Raw genomic sequence first — 19,225 nt, 5'->3', positions numbered from 1 at the left:
CGAATCTTTAAAAGAATGGCTTCATAGCATGGTAGTCGAAATGGATAAAGAAACCATAAAATCTATCACGGGAAACCATCATTACCTCAACGCATTTAATACGGCATTTAAAAACTAAATTGGTATTAGTGAAAAAGGGGTAGAAACAAAAAAGGCTTTGAATACAAATCAAAGCCTTTTTAATCTTAAACTATATTAAATCATGCATTTTCCTTTTTAATCAAATTGAGTGCAGAACCTTCGTTATACCATTCAATTTGTGCATCATTATAGGTGTGGTTTAAAGCAATTACATCTTTGCTTCCATCTGGATGTACAACTTCTACATTAAGTTGCTTGTCTGGAGCAAATTCATTTAAATCTAAAAAGTTGAATGTATCATCTTCTTGTATTAAATCGTAATCTGCTTCATTAGCAAACGTTAATCCCAACATCCCTTGCTTTTTAAGGTTTGTTTCGTGAATACGTGCAAAAGATTTAACAATTACAGCAGCTACACCCAAATGACGTGGTTGCATTGCTGCGTGCTCTCTTGAAGAACCTTCTCCATAATTATGGTCACCAACAACTACAGACCAAATACCTGCTTTTTTATATTCGCGTTGCGTATCTGGTACACCGCCGTATTCTCCAGTAAGTTGACTCTTTACAAAGTTAGTTTTCTTATTAAAAGCATTTACTGCACCGATAAGTGTATTGTTTGCAATATTATCGAGATGCCCTCTAAAACGCAACCAGGGACCAGCCATAGAAATATGGTCAGTTGTGCATTTACCAAAAGCCTTAATTAAAAGTTTAACACTTTTTATTGAATTTCCAATTGGTGTAAATGGCGTTAACAATTGTAAACGCTCTGAAGTTTCACTTACAGATACTTCTACACTACTACCATCTTCAACTGGCTCTAAATACCCATTATCTTTTACATCAAAGCCCTTTGGAGGCAACTCCCACCCTGTTGGCTCTTCGAACATTACTTCTTCACCATTTTCATTTATTAATTTATCTGTTAAAGGATTGAAGTCTAATCGACCTGCCACTGCTATTGCCGCAGTTAGTTCTGGTGAGGCTACAAAAGCATGCGTATTTGGATTACCATCGGCACGTTTAGCGAAGTTTCTATTAAAGGAATGTACTATACTGTTCTTAGGTGCATTCTTTGGGTCAATATATCTTGCCCATTGTCCTATACATGGACCACAAGCGTTGGTAAATATCTTTGCATCTAATTCTTCAAAAATACCGAGAATCCCATCACGTTCTGCAGTATAACGTACTTGCTCTGAACCTGGGTTAATACCAAGTTCAGCTTTCATTTTTAAGCCTTTATCTAAAGCTTGTTGCGCAATTGAAGAAGCTCTAGATAAATCTTCGTAGGAAGAGTTTGTACAAGACCCTATTAATCCCCATTCTACTTGTAATGGCCATTGATTTTCAGTTGCTTTTTCCGTCATATCTTTACCAACTGTAGTCGATAAATCTGGTGTAAAAGGACCGTTTAATAATGGTCCGAGTTCAGAAAGATTAATTTCTATAACTTGATCAAAGTATTGCTCTGGGTTAGCATACACATCTGCATCTGCCGTAAGATATTCTTTTACTTTGTTTGCTGCGTCTGCAACATCTTCTCTATCAGTTGCACGTAAGTAACGCTCCATAGATTCATCATAACCAAACGTAGATGTCGTAGCACCAATCTCAGCACCCATATTACAAATAGTCCCTTTTCCAGTACAAGACATTGCTGTTGCACCAGGTCCAAAATATTCTACAATAGCTCCTGTTCCTCCTTTTACAGTAAGGATTTCAGCAACTTTTAAAATCACATCTTTTGGCGCAGTCCAACCGGAAAGCTTACCGATTAACTTAACACCAATTAGCTTTGGAAACTTTAATTCCCAAGCCATACCTGCCATAACATCTACAGCATCTGCTCCGCCAACGCCAATAGCTACCATTCCTAGTCCTCCAGCATTTACCGTATGAGAATCCGTACCAATCATCATTCCACCCGGAAATGCATAGTTTTCTAAAACCACTTGGTGAATAATTCCAGCACCTGGTTTCCAGAAACCAATACCATATTTATTAGATACTGACTCTAAGAAGTTAAAAACCTCACTACTTGTACTATTTGCATTTTTTAAATCTGTTGCAGCGCCGTCCTTAGCCTGTATTAAGTGGTCACAATGTACTGTTGTCGGAACAGCAACTTTTGGCTTACCCGCTTGCATAAATTGCAATAAAGCCATTTGTGCTGTAGCATCCTGACATGCCACACGGTCTGGTGCAAAGTCTACATAATCCTTACCTCTTGTAAAGGCGGTTGTAGGTTTTCCATCCCATAAGTGTGAGTATAATATTTTTTCAGAAAGTGTAAGTGGTTTACCAACAATATCACGAGCGGCATCAACGCGCTCGGCCATATTAGCATACACTTTTTTTATCATGTCAATATCAAAAGCCATAAAGTATATTTAAAGGTTGAACATTATTATTTTTAAGTACCACAAATTTACAAATTATAAAGCGCTTTTTAAAGTATGTAACAAAATTGAATATTCATTAACAATAATTCATTCTGAAGCAAAAAAAATGAGGCTATTTTGAGTAAATCATAATTTTAAAGTTAACTATTTAGTAAATTAACAATTATTACCTCCCTAATAGTGCTAGTAAAATAATAAAATATCTATCTGCGAAGTACTATTCTATGCCTAAGCCTTGAGAAAGGTTGTTCTACTGATTGATATAAGATTTCAGAAAGGAGTCAACGCCTGTCGCTCCTAAAAGACGTATGGCATCGGTGAGAGTGTATTAAATTCTGGCCCAATAAAAAGTACAATGCGACAAAACAACTAATACTATAGCAGCGGCTCTTATAACATCTAAACCAAAATTTCTGGTGGGATAATTATACATCTTACAATTGTAAGATTATATAGAAATCTAACTAAAATAAGCTTTTGATTACTGCTTCATCTGTAATACCTTCCGCTTCTGCTTTGTAATTTTTTATAATTCTGTGGCATAATATAGACGTCGCTACTTTCTGTATATCTTCTGAGTCTGGAGAAAATTTACCTTTAGTTGCCGCATAAGTTTTAGCAGCTAAAATTAAGTTTTGTGAGGCTCTTGGTCCTGCTCCCCAATCTATATATTCTTTTACTAAATCTGCTGCTGAATCTGTGTTAGGTCTAGTTTTACTTACCATGCCAACAGCATATTCAATAACATTATCTGCCACAGGAATACGTCGAATTACGTTTTGAAAATCGATAATCTCCTGAGCAGTAAATAACGAATTAACTGTTACTTTTGAGTCTGAGGTTGTCGCTTTAACAACATTAACTTCTTCTTCAAATGAAGGATACTGTAGATTAATAGCAAACATAAAACGGTCTAATTGAGCTTCTGGTAACGGATAGGTTCCTTCTTGTTCAATTGGGTTTTGAGTAGCTAAAACAAAATAAGGTAATTCTAATTTATATTGATGTCCTGCAACAGTAACAGCACGTTCTTGCATGGCTTCTAGCAATGCAGCCTGAGTTTTTGGAGGCGTACGGTTAATCTCATCTGCCAGAATAATATTAGCAAAAATAGGACCTTTTATAAATTTAAACTTGCGGTCTTCGTCTAGAATTTCACTACCTAATATATCACTAGGCATTAAATCTGGCGTAAACTGGATGCGTTTAAAGTCTAAACCTAATGCTTGGGCTATGGTATTAACCATTAACGTTTTTGCTAAACCAGGGACACCAATAAGTAATGAGTGCCCTCCCGAAAAAATAGAAATTAAGATTTGGTCTATAACCTCTTCTTGTCCTACTATAACTTTAGCAATTTCTATTTTAAGCGCTTTATATTTTTCTACAAAATTTTCTATAATAGCAACGTCTGACATGTTATTTGCTTTTTAACCAGTTACTACTAAACTCACAATCTCTATATTCACCGTTGATTTTAATGTATGTAGACTCTATAGTTTCTTTCTGCCATTTTCCGAGGGCATCAAAATGTTTATTTTGTAGTGCTAATCGTTTAATTTTTAAATAGTCTCTTGCAAAATTCGCCTCATGTTCATCAATGCGATTAGTCACTTTCATTATTTTAAATTTGATAGGATTTTCTCTATCAGAGTCTTGAATGACCTCACTCACTGTACCATCTTTTAAATCTTGAATTTGAACATAAATATCAGTATCCATTTTAGTCAGTTCAAAATTGAAGTCTTGAGTTATTGGGTTCATGAGTTTTCCGCCTTCAAATTTAGTTTCTTTCTCATCCGAAAATTCTCTGGCGGCATCTTCAAAAGTAATGGTGCCATCGACTATTTTTGCTCTAACCTCTTCTATCTTCTTCTTAGCTTTTTCAATTGCATCTGATGTTATTTCTGGCTGCAATAGAATATGTCTTATGTCATATTCTTGACCTCTTATTTTTTCAAGCAAAATAATATGATACCCATAAGGTGATTTAAAAGGTTCTGAAATTTCACCTTCCTGTAATGAGAAAGCGACATCTCTAAACTCTTTAACCATTCTTGGTCTTTTTCGATTTAACGTATAAAGTCCATTAGTAGGTTTTGATCCTGCGTCATCAGTATAAAAAAGGACTTTAGTTATAAAACTTGCCCCATTCTCTTCTACATCACGCTTAAACTCTTTTAGCCTATTTATAGTAGCTTGTTTAGAAGCCTCAGTAACCTCAGGTATAACAACTATATTAGCAATCTGTAATTCTGTACCAAAAATTGGTAAGCCATCTTCGTCATTTTTTAATTCATTGTAAAACTGGCGAACTTCTTCAGGAGTGATTTCAACAGCATCTGTTACTTTTTGTTGCATCTCCGTGAACAAAGAGCGACTCTTATTAAACTCATAGATTTCTTCACGAAACTCATCTTCAGACTCTTTTTTATAATATTCAAGCATACGGTCCATAGAACCCTTAAATTCAGCTAATAAACCCTGGACTTGCTGATTGGCTTGAGAGCGTAATTGCAATTCGTTAACTACAATACTATCTTGTATAGCTTGGTGTGCATATAGTTTTTCTTCAAGTATACTTCCAAATAATTCGCAACCAGTAATTTGGCTAGGGTCGCCACCTTGTGCTTTAATTTGAGCTCTTCTTCTATCTACATCTGAATCTAAAACAATATAGTCACCAACTACAGCTGCAACACCATCTGCTTTGATACGATTACCTAGTTTTTTTTCCTGTTTTTTAACTGGCGCTTTAACTTCGTCTTTTATAATTTCTTGAGAAAAACCGAATAAAACAGTACAACTAAATATTGAAGTAAATATGGCTTTATTTAAAAGTTTCAAATTGTTTATTCTTAATAGCATCTTTTGTAATTTCATTTTCTATCTGCTTTATCAACTCTAACTTGCGCTTGTTTATTATAATTTGCTTAACCGTAGGTTTTACATAATCTAAGGGCGCATAATCAGTGCGCAAAAGTACATCATTTATTTGAATCAAATATAGGTTTAATGAGTCTTTGAGCTGTACATAATTAGATTTTTTTAACAGTTGATTTTTATTAGTAGCATTTACGGCAGGAATCTTTTCAATGACTTGCGAAGCCTTTACCCAAATTGAATCATTTAAGGAATAGGATTTGAATTGTACTGCAATAGAATCTAAATAAATCTTATCCTTGTGAGCAAAGGTTTTAAATTTTGATTTTATTGTTTCAAAATTAACCGCATTTTGGGGTAAACTAAGATAACGTAGTTTTAATAAGTCATCGTTTAGTTTAAAAGATTCTCTATTGGCTTGATAAATATGGTCTGCTTCAGTCTGGGTAATTGATGTATCTATACTTCGCTTGACAAGAGCCTCTAAATAAGCTTTAGTGTACAAATCTGTTTCGTATTGATTTACCAATACATTAAAATTTTCCTGCTGTTCTTCAGATAAGTTGAGTTTTGCCTTATCCATCAACAAAAGATTACTTGCCCAATTATTGATAAAACTATTAGCAATTAATATACTGTCGGCTTTCGATGCGCCTTCGGGTATTATTTTCTCAATATCATCTTTATATAGATAAGTATCGTTGACGCGTGCAACAGTATCTTCAACATTATCATTCTTAAATCTATCGCAGCCAAAAACTGTTAACACTATAATTATTATGGATGTGATTTTTAGTCGCAATTATTTTGAAATTTTAGATTTTAATTGTTTTAAAACTTTTTGGTCTACTTCTACCTTAAACTTATTTCTTAAAGTCTGATGCCAATCTTTTTCTATTTTATTTTGATAGTCATTAACTACATTACCTCTCGCCTCTTTTAATGTTTTGTTAGCAGAAGGTAATATTTCTGATATATTAAATACATGAAAACCTCCATTATACTTATAAACACCAGAAGTGCCTAAGTTAAGCTTCAAATCTTTTGGTAATTTTTGGTTACTTTTTTCAAAAATACCTGAAGTAAACATTACATTTTGAGTTTTGCCAGAGTTTAAAATTGTCTTTATCTCTTCTTCATTTTTTCCTTCAACTAACATAACTCTAATCTTCTCCGCTACGTCTTTACTCGCTGCTGAAGCTATAGTCGTATTTATTCTGTCTTCCCATTGATATTTAGATATATTCGCTTCATAATATGCCTTTAACCCTGTTGTGTCTTTCGATGCGGTATTCCAAATCTGCTTTTCCATAAGCGCAAACAACAATAAGCCATCTTTATATTCTTTTAAAACATCTGCGAAATCTTGATTTTCGTTTTCAAGGTTTTCTTCTCTGAAATTTAAAATTGACTGCTCATAAAATGCTTGAAGTTCAGTATCTAAAACTTTTTTTACAGTAGTCTGTTTCCTCATGTATTGGCGCTGCTTTGATTTTAAGTACATCAGAAATTCATTATTAGTGTAAACAGAGTCGTTAACTGTAATTACGGCAGTATTATCTTGGTAATTTTCTGGAAGATTAAACTTTCCTGAAAAATAAGCATCCTTTAATATAGGTGTAAAATATGCTCTTGTATCTGGATTCTTGACTATAGTGTAGCGTTGAGATAACTCTTTTACCATAGAGCTATTCATTAGTTTTGAACGCGAATCTCGCTTTACTCTTGCTTCTAACGTTGGCTTTATTTCAACAAAAGATTTAATTGGTTCTCTTTTAAGTAATTTAATAATATGCCAACCATATTCTGTTTTTAAAGGTTGAGTGATATCTCCCTCATTTTCTAAGGCAAATGCAGCATCCTCAAAAGTAACAGAAGAAAGCTGACCACTTTTGAACGGACGTAATTTACCTTCACTTCTTGCAGAACTTTTATCATCAGAAAATTGTTTAGCCAAAGCTCCAAAATCTTCACCTTGCTGCAATTTTTTATAAATTTCTTTAATACGTTCTTTAGGACTAATCGTACTATCAGACTGTTTTAAAGACACCATAATATGTGCAGCTGTAACTGTACCACGAGATGGTCTTTTCTCATCTACCTTAACAATGTGGTAACCAAACTGAGTTTTAAAAGGCATAGAGACATCGCCAGGTGAAGTCTCATAAGCTTTAGACTCAAAATCGTAAACCATCTTAAAGGCCGAAAAATAGCCCAAATCTTCAACAAGAATATTTTTTTGGTTATGAAATTTTGTCTTGGCAGCTTCAAAACCTTCATCTTTCAATACTTTTCTATAGTCTAAAAGTTTATTGTAGGCTACCAATGAGTCTTGGGCTTCCGAATCGTCCAATATTAAAATGTGTGAAGCCTTAACATCATAAAGCATCCTGTCATAAGCTTCTTCAACCATAGCATCAGTAACCTTATTATCTGAAATATAGTTTTTAATCAACTGCTTTTTATAATTCTCAAACTCACGTTTGTAATTAGCATCTTCATCTAACCCCAAACTAACAGCTTCTTTCAGTTTAAGTTTATAGTTAATAAAAAGCTCTAAATAATTATCTAAGTCCTTTTGTGATTCGTCTTTTACCAAATCAAGGTTTTTGTTGTAAAGCTTAAGAAATTCCGATGTTAAAACCCCTTCATCTTCTATAGTTAAAAGTGTCTTATCCTTTTGGGAGAACGACAAATTAAAACATAATAGTAAAACTAAAATTTTATAAAACTGGATACGCATAATGCTATTGCTAATTTTAAGATTACGATTATATATTATCTTCTCAAAAGCTGAACAAAAATAACATAAAACTCTCATTTATCAAGATTAAACCCATAACCTATTAGAACAGTATTTATTGTTCTATTTAAAGTATTTTTGCAAAACAAAATTGAAGCCATGCGAAAACTTAAACTCATATGGGATTTTAGAGGTCCTGCCGGAAAAAAAACTGCGGAACATCACCTCATACATCTAAAAGAATATATCGCGATTGAAAAACTAAACATTTCGATTACAGGGACTGAAGACTTAAGTGATGTGCATAGTATTGCCTATTTAGTGATTGAAGAAGACAAAATAAAGCCCATAAGAGATGCGCTAAAACCTCATCGTGGGCAAGTGTATCAAGGCTAAAACATACGCTTTGTCAATGCTTTAATAAATTGCATTGAAGGCACTGATGTTATAATTTTTAAGTCTTCTAGCAATGAGGTTTCTTCATCTAAAAACTTAAGAATAGTTTCTGTTTTTGCTTTTTTAAATAAAGAGGTAAACAACGCAGCTCCTTTTTCGTTTTCATTAGCCAAAACATCTAAGAATAACAAGTCGTAAAACCAGAATTTAGTATGCCTGCTAAATTTTGATAAATCATTTTGAGACTTTAAAAACGATACTAGAACTTTTGTTTTTTTGGTGGTATTCTTAAACGTATAACCAGTACTCGCTTTTGTCCAACCACCAGCGGTACCAATATTTAAAACGTTTTTAGTGTTGAGCTTTGAAAACTTATACGAAGTCATCGGTATAGATCCTTTTTCGGTTTCTACAATCTCGTAGTCTTTTATGTTTTTTTCTTCGAGATAACTTTTTATAGCGTTTTCATATTCTGAAAATTCTAGTAAATCTTTAGAGAACAACGTATACTCAAATAAGGCCGTTTGTTTGTCCGTTGGTAAAACATACATAAAACGCGTGTTTCCCTTTTGTGGAATCGTAAAATCCATGAAGGTAGCTACAGAAGCATCAAACGCATCAGTTTTTATTTTTACAAACCAACCAACAAAATGCTGCTGTAAAACAGGGTATTTTTCTTGATCTAAAAATGAAGAGTTTGGAATACTATTAAATAACTTTTTTGATTGAAAAACACCTTTGGAAGTTACTACTTTAACTTTATTAGCGTCTTTAAAATCTTCAACTTCAGCTTGAACGAATTCAATATTAGGGTTTGTATTGATGGTTTCCCAAAGCGACTTGTAAAAGGCTTCACTTCGAATCATTTTATAAGTATATGGCGAAATGTCAATCGTATCTTGAAATGTTTCGCCTCCAAAGAAAATGGTATTCCAAGTTTTGTGTAAAATGGTTTCCCATTCATCTTTTTTCTTTTCCCAATAACACCAAGTACGGTCGTTACCCTTGTCTTTTTCTTTATCGATTATTAAGATGGACTTATCATCAAAAAAGGCGTCACTAGCCATTCGGTAAGCGAGCATTAACCCCGATGCACCTGCACCTAATATGATGTAATCGTAGATTTTCAAATTAAAAAAACAAAAAAACTGCAAAAAATAATGCAATGGAAATTAATATATGCCATGAAATAGATTTATTAGTTTTAATATTGAAATACTGATAGCCCAAATGTGCTATAAATGCCGTAACTAACCAACCTATATAATTTTGAAGTGGGACAATACCACCTTCAAACTCCCAAAAATCAAATCTTGGTGCGGACACTTCTATAAGTAAATCCAATAGCGTCATTAAAGCACCGCCGATGAATGCTGAAACCCATATATTCTTGCCAAAACATTTTGCAACATCAGCTGTTACAGCAGTGAGCAACGCCCAATTGACACAAATCATTAGTGGCACACCAAATACTTTAAAACCTAAATTTTCACCATAAGCGTAAGAACCAAAGATTAATCCATAATTAACACCTAAAGCTTCTGTAATAAACCCTATGAAAAAGGGAATACTTAAAGCAATTATTATTTTTGGTGTAAGCGCTTCAATATTAATTACTAGTATGACGAATGTCAATAAAAGGTTCAGTGGCGTCATACTCAAAAACCATTCTGAATGTTCTGGCGAAAGAATACCGAAAACTCCCGAAACGCTAAACAGCCAAATCAAAAAAATAGAGAAGTAGAATTTAAATTTTTTATCAAACATTAGTTGGCGTTTTCTATAAGTTCGGACACTATTTTTCCGGATAATAAACACAACGGAATACCGCCTCCTGGATGCACGCTTCCACCACAAAAATAAAGATTCTTTATGCTAGATTTAAAGTTAGGGTGTCTTAAAAAAGCTGCATACTTATTATTACTCGATGCGCCGTATAACGCACCTTGGTAACTTTGGGTTTTGGACTCTATGGTTTTTGGGTCTAAAATAGCTTCAAACTCAATAAGTTTGGAAATATCTTCTCCAAGTAACCGACTGACTTTAGTGATTATGTTTTTACGCGTGCGTTCTATAATTTTATCCCAATCTTGACCGGTATTACTTGGCACATTAACCATTGTAAACCAATTTTCACAACCTTTTGGCGCATCAGATTCTTCATCTTTTGATGAAATATTTATATAAACCGTTGGATCATCATGTACACATTTCTTATTAAAGATATAATCGAACTCTGTCTTGTAATCTTCAGAAAAGAAAATATTATGTAAATCTAGCTCTGGAAATTCTTTTTTTATACCCCAATAAAAGATTAATGCTGAACTACTTCTTGGTTGTTGTAATATTTTTTCGGGTGACTTATGGTCTTTTAATAAATGACGATAGGTTGGTACCACATCTGAATTTGAAACTACAATATCTGAAGCTACGAATCCATTTTCGGTTTGTATGCCAGTGGCTCTATTTTTCTCAGTTACTATTTTTTCTACTTTGGTATTAAACCTAAAATCAACACCAATATCTTTTGCTAAGTTGAACAAGCTGATGGTAATAGAATGCATTCCTCCTTTTGGGAAGTATGTGCCAAAATACTGTTCCAAATGCGGAATCATAGACATAATGCCTGGTGTTTGGTAAGGTGAAGAACCGTTATAAGTCGCAAAACGATTGAAGAACTGGACCAAACGCTTATCTTTTAGCATTTTAGAATTGTAAGCATCTAGAGTGGAATCTATATCTAAGCTATTGATATTAAATATCGCTTTTAAAGTATCTTTTGAAAAGTAAGTATTAAACTTATGTAGTGACTTCTCCAAAAATAATGATGCTGTTAAATCGTACTTTTTTTTGCTTTGGTTAAAGTAACGTAGTAAATCTTGAGCTTCAATATTAAAAGTCTGTTCTGCATTTTTAGCAAACTCATCTTCATCTGCAACTGCTGAAAACGTTGTGCCATCCTCATAGAAATAATTACAAACAACGGCTTTCTTTTTGTATTGAAAATACTCTGAAATATCTTTTTGTGCTATAGCGAATAAATCCTCAACAAATTGAGGCATTGTAAACAACGATGGTCCCATATCAAAACGGTAGCCTTTTTCTGAAAAAGCTGTCAGCTTTCCGCCAGGATATGTATTAGTCTCAAAAACGTTGACCTCATGCCCTTGAGCTCTTAACCGAATAGCAGCTGCAATACCTGCAATACCTGCTCCAACAATACCAATTTGTTTTTTTGCCATAAGAAATGTAAAGATACAACGAAAAGTAAACTGATACCTGTTAGAGAATTACAAAAAAAAGTTAATACCATGTACTTGACTTTCTCTAAAAAAAAAGACGTACTTGGTTTAGTATGCTATAAAATCAATTAAAACTGGATTTTATCTAACCGTTGTTACCAATTAAACCTACTATCAAAACTAAAAAGCTTATGAGTTGAACTCTGAAAAACGTTATTATGAAACGCGCATGCTAAACATATTATCACCCAAAGGAATGATTAATAGCGAACAGCATGTATCCTTAAAAAAACAATAAATATACACACATGTATCATCAACAAATTTATCTGAAATTAAAAATCCTTTCGACAATCTGTAAAAATTAATTATATTTAAAAAAAAATGGAATTTTGAAAAAAATATATGGATGAATAAATTATCGAATAATCATCGTTATCCCTCTAATCCGTCATATTATACAACATTCAATCATCCATATAAACTAGTTGTGGTTAATTTACCAAACCAACATTGAGCTAACTAACCGAAAAGCACAGTTAACTCATTAGCAGTTTGAAAATAAATTGACCTATTATAAATTAGAATTACTAACTTAACACCAACAACGGTATGAAAAATAAACGATTAAAGCATTTTCTAAAACTAAAGCTATTGTTTCTTTGCTGTCTAAATCTATTTTTGAATTGCCAAAAAGAAGAAAACATTAATCCCGTTGAGCAGACAAAAGAACAGTTTGTGGCTCCAAGTCTTGATGATGCTATTTCTTTTTACAATCAAAATACAATTAGTCTTTCCAATTCTACTTCAAGGACAACTTCCACATCAGTAACCGATTGGGAAAGTTCTAGCCAAGAAAAGTATAAACAAACCTCTGAAGTTGATGTTGATATTCTCTACACTCCTATTTACATAAATACCCCAAATAAGGTTAAAGCCTTTGTTGCATCAACAGAACAAGATGGTATTATGTACACCAAAACAATTATTGTCCTTTACAAAACATATGAGATAGACAATGGATTATCTGCATATGTACTTATTTATAATTTAAATGGCAACCTTGATTATGCTTATAATTATGAAAATGGTTTACAAATACCTTTTCCTGATGTTAGCACCTCTGCTACAATATCGAGGACATCAGATTGTAGTACCGGAATTACAGGTAGTATGAGTACAGCTCAAGTCATAGACTATTTAAGCAATTGCACAATTGTCCTTGACGAAGTTATTATCAATGCGCCTAGTGGTAACCCAGACCCTAATGGTGATGCCCAAACAACACCACTTGACGACCCTTACAATTATAATAATATATCTATACCTTTTATCATAGAAGATGACCCGCAAGATGGTGGTAGTGATACAGAAAATCCAACAGTCTTTGTCCCTAATGTAGTCACTGCATCTGCGCTATCGATTAGTATTTCACTAGATATAGAACAATTTGAAATTGAATTTGCTTGGCTGTTAGAGCAACAACAGAACAACCCAACAATTCTAGATATCATTGCAGAGTTTCTGAATAATAACAAAGTAAGACCACCGCAAACAACTTTTGAGGGTACTAGTCCAAGCCAATTCCCGACTATAAGTAATAAGGCTAGAGAATTCACCTTGGAACTCATTGGATTACTCGGTGGAGCTAATGGAACAAATTCTGCGCCCATAGACCCACAAGATATTGTTGAAACTATAGAGTGTTTTATCCCAACAATGGAAAACTTTGATGAGTGTTTTGAGAACCTACAAAACAATGACTGTGAGGAATTAAACGCACTGTCCATTGACCAAGAATTTATAGGTATAATGGCAGATTTAAACACGAAATCTACAACAATTAATAAAGAAGTAGGATACATACAAAAAGCAGATGCTACTACTGCTTCTGGTTATGCCTATGACTATCAGGAAGAAAACGATGTTGATGACCAAATAAATATTTCTATTCCTGTTGGTACAAACTTAAAGGGTTATTTTCATACACATGACGACCTACAAAAGCATTTGCCTGTGTTTTCATTAGATGATTTATATGCACTTTTTCAATTGTTTAGTCCAACATTTACGGCTGATGGCACATGCCTTTTTAATAATGTATTAAATATCGGTGAAGATTTTACTATGATTTTAATAACTGCTCATGGTACAAAACTTGCAATGAAATTTGATAGTAATGGAATAGAACAATTAAGGCAATTTGGAGAAAAATATTTTAAAGATTGGGATTTTGACATGTCTACTCTAACAAATTTTGGTATTGATTTAGAAACAGGCAGACAAATTATAACAAAGAAATTTAAAAAGACAATAAAAGAGAAATTCAGCATTGAAAAAAAGAAACAGAGATTTGCCAAGTTTTTAGACAAAATGGACATTGGTATATCCTTATATGAAGCTAATGATGATTTCTCTCAATGGAGTAAAATAAACAAAAATGGTACTACAACACCATGTAACTAATAAAACATAAAACGATGAAACAGATATTAACACTAATTATAATACTATTTGCATTAAGTTGCAAAGCGCAAAGTCCAGTCATCTCAACCGTAGAATATGACCAAAATGATGATTTAGAACTAACTGATGGAGCCTACTTAAAAGATGTTGAAAATAAATTTAACCCTTTTATTGGTTCTTGGGTCTGGGAAGACGGCAACTCACGATTAGAGATTGTTTTTGAAAAAATTGAAATGGTATTTGATGGTGATTATTATGAAGATATGCTCGTAGGCAGATATAAATTTATTGATAATACTGGCGAAGAAAAACATAACTCATTAAACTTAAACATCACTAATCAAAATTTTTGGGGTAAGTCATATTATTTAATTAGAGGTGGTGGCTATTATACTGATACAACTTTTGAATTTCAAATTTCTGACCTGCATAAAAATGTACATTGCTATATGTTTTTTGAGTTGATTAGTCCTACAGAGGCGACTTGGAAAGTACAACGTGAAGATGGTAGAGACCAACCTGGAGGTTTCACATTCCCAACTGAGTTAACCTTAACTAAGCAATAAAAAACTAACCACAACAATGGCTATAAGTAATTGCTTTTTTCGCTCACTTTGGAAATTCCTGCGGAATTTCCAACTTGGTGTGCACTTGCTAAGTTAATCGCTAAAAACAAAGTAAGTGATTATAAAAAAACTCTGTGTTTAACTGAAAAGTTAGTGAGTGATAATCCGCTACTATTTTTATACTAACCGTTGTAAAACATACACAAAACGCTCTGAACTAAAAATTCATCTTCTGAATATTTTGACAATAGTAACTTTTAAGTTACATTTGCAGTAATGGAAAAGGTCAGGCAAGTAATACAATACAAAAATTATTTTGAGGAGTTTCTGCTTGCTCAACCGAAAAAAGTTCAGGACAAAATTTTTAAGGTCATTGAAATAATCGAAACCTATCAGCACGTGCCGAAAACGTATTTGGCTCCGATAAAAACTCAAAAAGGATTATTTGAGGCTCGAATAAAATTAGGCTCGAACATTTGGAGAGTTTTTTGCTTCTTCGATAAAGGTAAGTTAGTTATACTCTTGAACGGATTTACTAAAAAGACGCAGAAAACACCGAAAAAAGAAATCGACAAAGCTGTTCGATTAATGAAAGAGTATTACGAAGATAAAAACAAAGGCAATGGAAACTAAAAGTTGGAAAGACATAAAAGACACAGTTTACGGCAAAAAAGGAACCGAACGCAGAGACGAACTTGACCGAGATTTTGAATCGTTTAAAATCGGTTTGCTTTTACGAAATGCACGTGAGGAAAAAAATCTGACTCAAGAGCAACTTGGCGAACTGATTGACAAAAAGCGAACATATATTTCGCGAGTGGAAAACAATGGCAGTAATCTGACTTTAAAGACATTGTTTGATATTGTGGAAAAAGGACTTGGTGGAAAAGTAAATATTTCGATTAAAGTGTGAAAAAAGTACGTTTTACAACACAATGTATATTCAATGGCGAGGTTCAGGAGCTGAAACGAAAGATTTGGGATTTATTTTCTAACTTTACGACTGAAAAACGAGGTGCACGGCTTATTTGGTCGCCACTGAAATATACACGAACCGTTGGCAAACATTTGACGCAACCAAATGGGAATTATTCCATCTACTAAATAAAAACACTTTAATTATGAAAAAAATTATAATCTTAATATTCACAATTGGAATATTATCAAATTGTTCAAATGATGATGACAACTCTATGAATAATGAAATTATAGGTGAATGGAAATTAATCGAAGCAAGAATAATTGACTTTTCGACTAATCCTACAATTGACTATTCTAACGAAAATATAGTTTATAATTTCTAAATTAATGGATTATTAACAGTTACAGGTGGTAATAATGTTGGTTATCCAAATGGTGATTATGAATATATATTTGGAGAAGATTATTTAGGTGGAGCATCAAGTCCTGGAGAAGAAATGATTCTGCTAGTAAAAGTTAATAATAGTACGAAATGGACTTATAATATGACAAATGGACAAATGACTTTAGGAAACTCTTATGTTGACGGTCCTGATTTAATATTTGAACGAAAATAAAAAACGATTTGCCAACAACGTATAAAATTAATTGCTTGGTAAGAGCCTACTTACGAAAATCCTCGCGGATTTTCTATTCGGTTTATATTTGCTAAATTAGTTGCTAAACCACGCAACTAATCTTATACAAAACCGTTGTGTGTCATTTAAGACACGTTAATCATTTAAAAATAAAACATGGAAATAAAACACGATTTATTAATAAACAATGTAATTCTAAAAAAAGGTACGTCTGAATTATATACTTATGACATACTAAATAATAAATAATTTTTTGATTTTGTCAGAAAAACCATTTCGTTTAAAATTCACGCTTGGTATTCTGACTTTATTCACAAAATAAATTATGAAAACGCAACACTCGTAATTACGACAGATGAAAATTTTAGTTATTCAGAATTTAGTCTATTAAATGCAACGGACGACCTGAATAAAGATTTTCTAACCGTTTTTGAAACCAAATATCCCAAGTAGAGTCTTTAAAACCAATTATAGCCGAAATATTAAAAGACAAATTAACTACTTCTGACTGACTTAAATACGGTATTGTTTTTTTTATACATTTCTGAATTTCATCAACACATATTTCACCGTTTAATTCTGGACTTTCTGGCAATGGTTGATTTTTAATGATAACTGACATAATTATACTTAAATTGTGTGTCATTTAAGACACGTTATATATTAAACTTTTGTACTATATAATAAAAATAAAAAACCTAATTGTTAATAACGGAATCAGAGAATATGACTTTAATGAAATCCATTCAAACAAAAAAATATTTCAACTAGCTAACACAGTTTTTGCTTGGCATCAATTAGAACCATTATCCGAGAAAATAAATTCTGAAAACGGAATAGTTTACATTACTACAAATACTGAATTTTCCCATTGGAAAGCCGACTTAAAGAACGTTTCTATTGAACTACTTGACTTGTGGCATCAAAGTAAACCTTAGAATAATGCACAGCTCTTTTTTGAATATCATCCTCTTCAAAACCAATAAAAGAAGATAACTCTAAAAGGAGTGCTGATTTACGGACAAAGTTTAATTCTGGATATTTGTCTAAAATTTTAGATATTTCACTATAATCTTTTCCGTTTTTTAAAACTGTATTGTTTGAAATGAAATCTGACATAATTCTCTTTACACAGAAAAGAATATTGTGGAACGAATAAAAACGAACACACAACACCGTATAAAATTAATTGCTAGTTTTTTCCTCTTTGGAAACTTTTAGCGTGATAACCTTGTTCTGTTTAATTATTATACATTAATTTTTATAACACGCAACTAATCTTATACAATCACGTTGCCCATTATTAGAGAAAAATCCAACAATCATAGAGAATGAAAGAAATTAAACAGTTATTATATGGAAAAGTTTCTAAAGAGAAAATTGAATTATTTTCAAGAGAAATTGAATTACTAAATGAAAGATTTGAATTAAAGGAATCAGAAAAAATCGAAAATAATATCTTAATAAATTGGAATGCTGGAATCAATAAAAACCGAATTGAAATCAATGGTTTAGATAAAAAAATTGAAAATGAAGTAATTTCACTTTTTAATCAAATTTATAAATAACTATGAAAAAAATTATATTACTCTTTATTTTTATTATTTCGTTTATGAATTATGCTTTTTCACAAAAAGTAATAGAAATGAAATATGAAAACGGAATTTACACAATTCCTTGTAAAGTTAATGGAGTTCCAATGAAATTCATTTTTGACACTGGAGCTTCAGATGTTTCGATTTCATTAACAGAAGCGAAATTTTTAATTAAACAAGGTTTACTTTCAGATAATGATGTAAAAGGGAAAATCAAATATAAAATTGCAAATGGAGAAATTGAGGAAGGAACTAAAATAAATCTAAAAGAAATAAATATCGATGGCTTTATTTTAAAAGATGTTGAAGCAAGTATTGTTCATCAATTAGATGCACCATTACTTTTAGGTCAAAGTTCAATTTCAAAATTAGGAACATTCCAATTAGATGGTAATAAATTAATCATTAGAGAAAATAATACTGACTATTTGACTTTTTTAAATGTAGATTTAACTAAATCATATTCTGAATTTGGATTTCTTCAATCTGGCATCAAATTAAATTCTGTAAATGATTTCAAATATGTTAAACTATCATCAATAACGAAAGAAAATCACTTTTTAAGTGGATTAAAATTTAATGAATATGTCGTTTTTAATTTGAATGGCGACATCGAAGGTGTGATGTTGCAAGATAGTTTCGATAAAATAGAAAACAATCAAAAAGAAAGAAAAGCCAAAGAAAAGTTTAAGGAATTAATCAAAAAGTTGGAGAAAAAATTTGGCTTTCCTGATTCTTCAAATAAGGAATCTTATCAGTGGAATACAAGTCGTTACAACATAATTACTTCTTTAGATGATAATTATGAGATTTTTTTTATGTACCAACCAAAATTTCATAATAATACAAAGAATAACAAAATAGAGACAAAAGAATTAAGGTTAAATACAGAAAAACTTATAAACGAAACACTTGTATCTCAATCATCATATGAATCAAGAAAATTTGCAAGAATAAACAACAATAATTTTGAATTTCACAATGAAATTAAAATTGCTTATGAAGGTTCAAAAAAAGAGGTTGTAAAAGTAAATAGTATGGTTTCATATTATTTAATGCTACAGTTTATTTCTTCAAAAGAAAATAAAAAATTATTTTTAGACTGTAATTTTGATTATTTAGTTTTTAAGGTACAGTTAACTGATAAATACCACAGAAAATTTTACAGTGAAAGAAAAATTTCGAGAAAAAGTCTTGAAAAATTAAAGGTGCCATTTACAGAAAATGAAATTTTAAACCTTTTAGAAAAATAACAATGGGCAACACCGTATAAAATTAATTGCTAG

At 32.1% G+C, this 19,225-nt stretch carries 17 protein-coding genes; 7 read left to right on the top strand and 10 right to left on the bottom strand.

Features of this window, described 5'->3' with window-relative positions; all coding sequences use genetic code 11:
* Positions 1–200: 200 nt before the first annotated feature.
* From HKP48_RS07995 to HKP48_RS07975, 5 genes are all read right to left on the bottom strand, one after another.
* The gene (locus tag HKP48_RS07995) at positions 201–2,468 is read right to left on the bottom strand and encodes an aconitate hydratase (protein ID WP_296344630.1); all 2,268 of its coding nucleotides are present in this window, start codon (positions 2,466–2,468) and stop codon (positions 201–203) included.
* A 485-nt stretch (positions 2,469–2,953) separates the two neighbouring features.
* A complete protein-coding gene (locus HKP48_RS07990) occupies positions 2,954–3,907 on the bottom strand; it encodes an AAA family ATPase (RefSeq protein WP_296344629.1) in 954 nt (317 codons plus the stop codon).
* A gap of 1 nt (position 3,908) precedes the next feature.
* The gene (locus HKP48_RS07985) at positions 3,909–5,372 is read right to left on the bottom strand and encodes a peptidylprolyl isomerase (protein WP_296344627.1); all 1,464 of its coding nucleotides are present in this window, start codon (positions 5,370–5,372) and stop codon (positions 3,909–3,911) included.
* The gene (locus HKP48_RS07980) at positions 5,320–6,174 is read right to left on the bottom strand and encodes a peptidyl-prolyl cis-trans isomerase (protein ID WP_296344626.1); all 855 of its coding nucleotides are present in this window, start codon (positions 6,172–6,174) and stop codon (positions 5,320–5,322) included. Before HKP48_RS07980 ends, HKP48_RS07985 begins: the two co-directional genes overlap by 53 nt.
* Positions 6,175–8,067 carry a peptidylprolyl isomerase gene (locus tag HKP48_RS07975; RefSeq protein ID WP_296344624.1) on the bottom strand — a complete coding sequence of 631 codons (1,893 nt, stop codon included), beginning with the start codon at positions 8,065–8,067 and terminating at the stop codon, positions 6,175–6,177.
* Positions 8,068–8,274: 207 nt separating this feature from the next.
* Between HKP48_RS07975 and HKP48_RS07970 the strand changes: the two genes are divergently transcribed.
* Entirely contained in the window at positions 8,275–8,511 is a 237-nt protein-coding gene (locus tag HKP48_RS07970) for a hypothetical protein (protein WP_296344621.1), read from the top strand.
* On the opposite strand, the gene HKP48_RS07965 is transcribed toward HKP48_RS07970, so the two are convergent.
* The 3 genes from HKP48_RS07965 to crtD are packed head-to-tail and all read right to left on the bottom strand — an operon-like array spanning position 8,508 to position 11,753.
* A complete protein-coding gene (locus tag HKP48_RS07965; RefSeq protein WP_296344619.1) occupies positions 8,508–9,641 on the bottom strand; it encodes a lycopene cyclase family protein in 1,134 nt (377 codons plus the stop codon). The genes HKP48_RS07970 and HKP48_RS07965 overlap by 4 nt on opposite strands.
* A 1-nt stretch (position 9,642) precedes the next feature.
* Positions 9,643–10,278, bottom strand: coding sequence for a carotenoid biosynthesis protein (locus HKP48_RS07960; RefSeq protein ID WP_296344617.1), 636 nt, complete (start codon positions 10,276–10,278; stop codon positions 9,643–9,645).
* Positions 10,278–11,753, bottom strand: coding sequence for a 1-hydroxycarotenoid 3,4-desaturase CrtD (gene crtD, locus HKP48_RS07955; protein ID WP_296344615.1), 1,476 nt, complete (start codon positions 11,751–11,753; stop codon positions 10,278–10,280). Before crtD ends, HKP48_RS07960 begins: the two co-directional genes overlap by 1 nt.
* A gap of 612 nt (positions 11,754–12,365) precedes the next feature.
* Here crtD and HKP48_RS07950 point away from each other — a divergent pair.
* The 4 genes from HKP48_RS07950 to HKP48_RS07935 all read left to right on the top strand — a co-directional run bounded on the left by HKP48_RS07950 (position 12,366) and on the right by HKP48_RS07935 (position 15,698).
* On the top strand, positions 12,366–14,219 hold the full coding sequence (locus HKP48_RS07950) for a hypothetical protein (protein ID WP_296344613.1): 1,854 nt from the start codon (positions 12,366–12,368) through the stop codon (positions 14,217–14,219).
* 14 nt (positions 14,220–14,233) lie between these two features.
* Positions 14,234–14,785, top strand: a complete 552-nt coding sequence (locus HKP48_RS07945; RefSeq protein WP_296344611.1) for a DUF6705 family protein — start codon at positions 14,234–14,236, stop codon at positions 14,783–14,785.
* Positions 14,786–15,061: 276 nt separating this feature from the next.
* Positions 15,062–15,418, top strand: coding sequence for a type II toxin-antitoxin system RelE/ParE family toxin (locus tag HKP48_RS07940; protein ID WP_296344609.1), 357 nt, complete (start codon positions 15,062–15,064; stop codon positions 15,416–15,418).
* On the top strand, positions 15,408–15,698 hold the full coding sequence (locus HKP48_RS07935) for a helix-turn-helix transcriptional regulator (RefSeq protein ID WP_296344606.1): 291 nt from the start codon (positions 15,408–15,410) through the stop codon (positions 15,696–15,698). Before HKP48_RS07940 ends, HKP48_RS07935 begins: the two co-directional genes overlap by 11 nt.
* A 1,025-nt stretch (positions 15,699–16,723) precedes the next feature.
* Here HKP48_RS07935 and HKP48_RS07930 read toward each other — a convergent pair.
* Both HKP48_RS07930 and HKP48_RS07925 read right to left on the bottom strand, forming a co-directional pair.
* Positions 16,724–16,966, bottom strand: a complete 243-nt coding sequence (locus HKP48_RS07930) for a hypothetical protein (protein WP_296344604.1) — start codon at positions 16,964–16,966, stop codon at positions 16,724–16,726.
* Positions 16,967–17,241: 275 nt separating this feature from the next.
* On the bottom strand, positions 17,242–17,463 hold the full coding sequence (locus HKP48_RS07925; RefSeq protein ID WP_296344602.1) for a hypothetical protein: 222 nt from the start codon (positions 17,461–17,463) through the stop codon (positions 17,242–17,244).
* 212 nt (positions 17,464–17,675) lie between these two features.
* Here HKP48_RS07925 and HKP48_RS07920 point away from each other — a divergent pair, with 212 nt between their 5' ends.
* Together HKP48_RS07920 and HKP48_RS07915 are read left to right on the top strand one after the other, a co-directional pair.
* A complete protein-coding gene (locus tag HKP48_RS07920) occupies positions 17,676–17,912 on the top strand; it encodes a hypothetical protein (RefSeq protein WP_296344601.1) in 237 nt (78 codons plus the stop codon).
* A 2-nt stretch (positions 17,913–17,914) separates the two neighbouring features.
* Positions 17,915–19,192 (top strand): retropepsin-like aspartic protease, encoded by a 1,278-nt coding sequence (locus HKP48_RS07915; protein WP_296344599.1) that lies wholly within the window; start codon positions 17,915–17,917, stop codon positions 19,190–19,192.
* The last annotated feature ends 33 nt before the right edge of the window (positions 19,193–19,225 follow it).

Source organism: Winogradskyella sp. (assembly GCF_013042245.1).
In the GTDB taxonomy this organism is placed as follows: Bacteria; Bacteroidota; Bacteroidia; order Flavobacteriales; family Flavobacteriaceae; genus Winogradskyella.
Note: the sequence above shows the minus strand (reverse complement) of the source record. Positions and strands in the feature narration are given on the sequence as shown.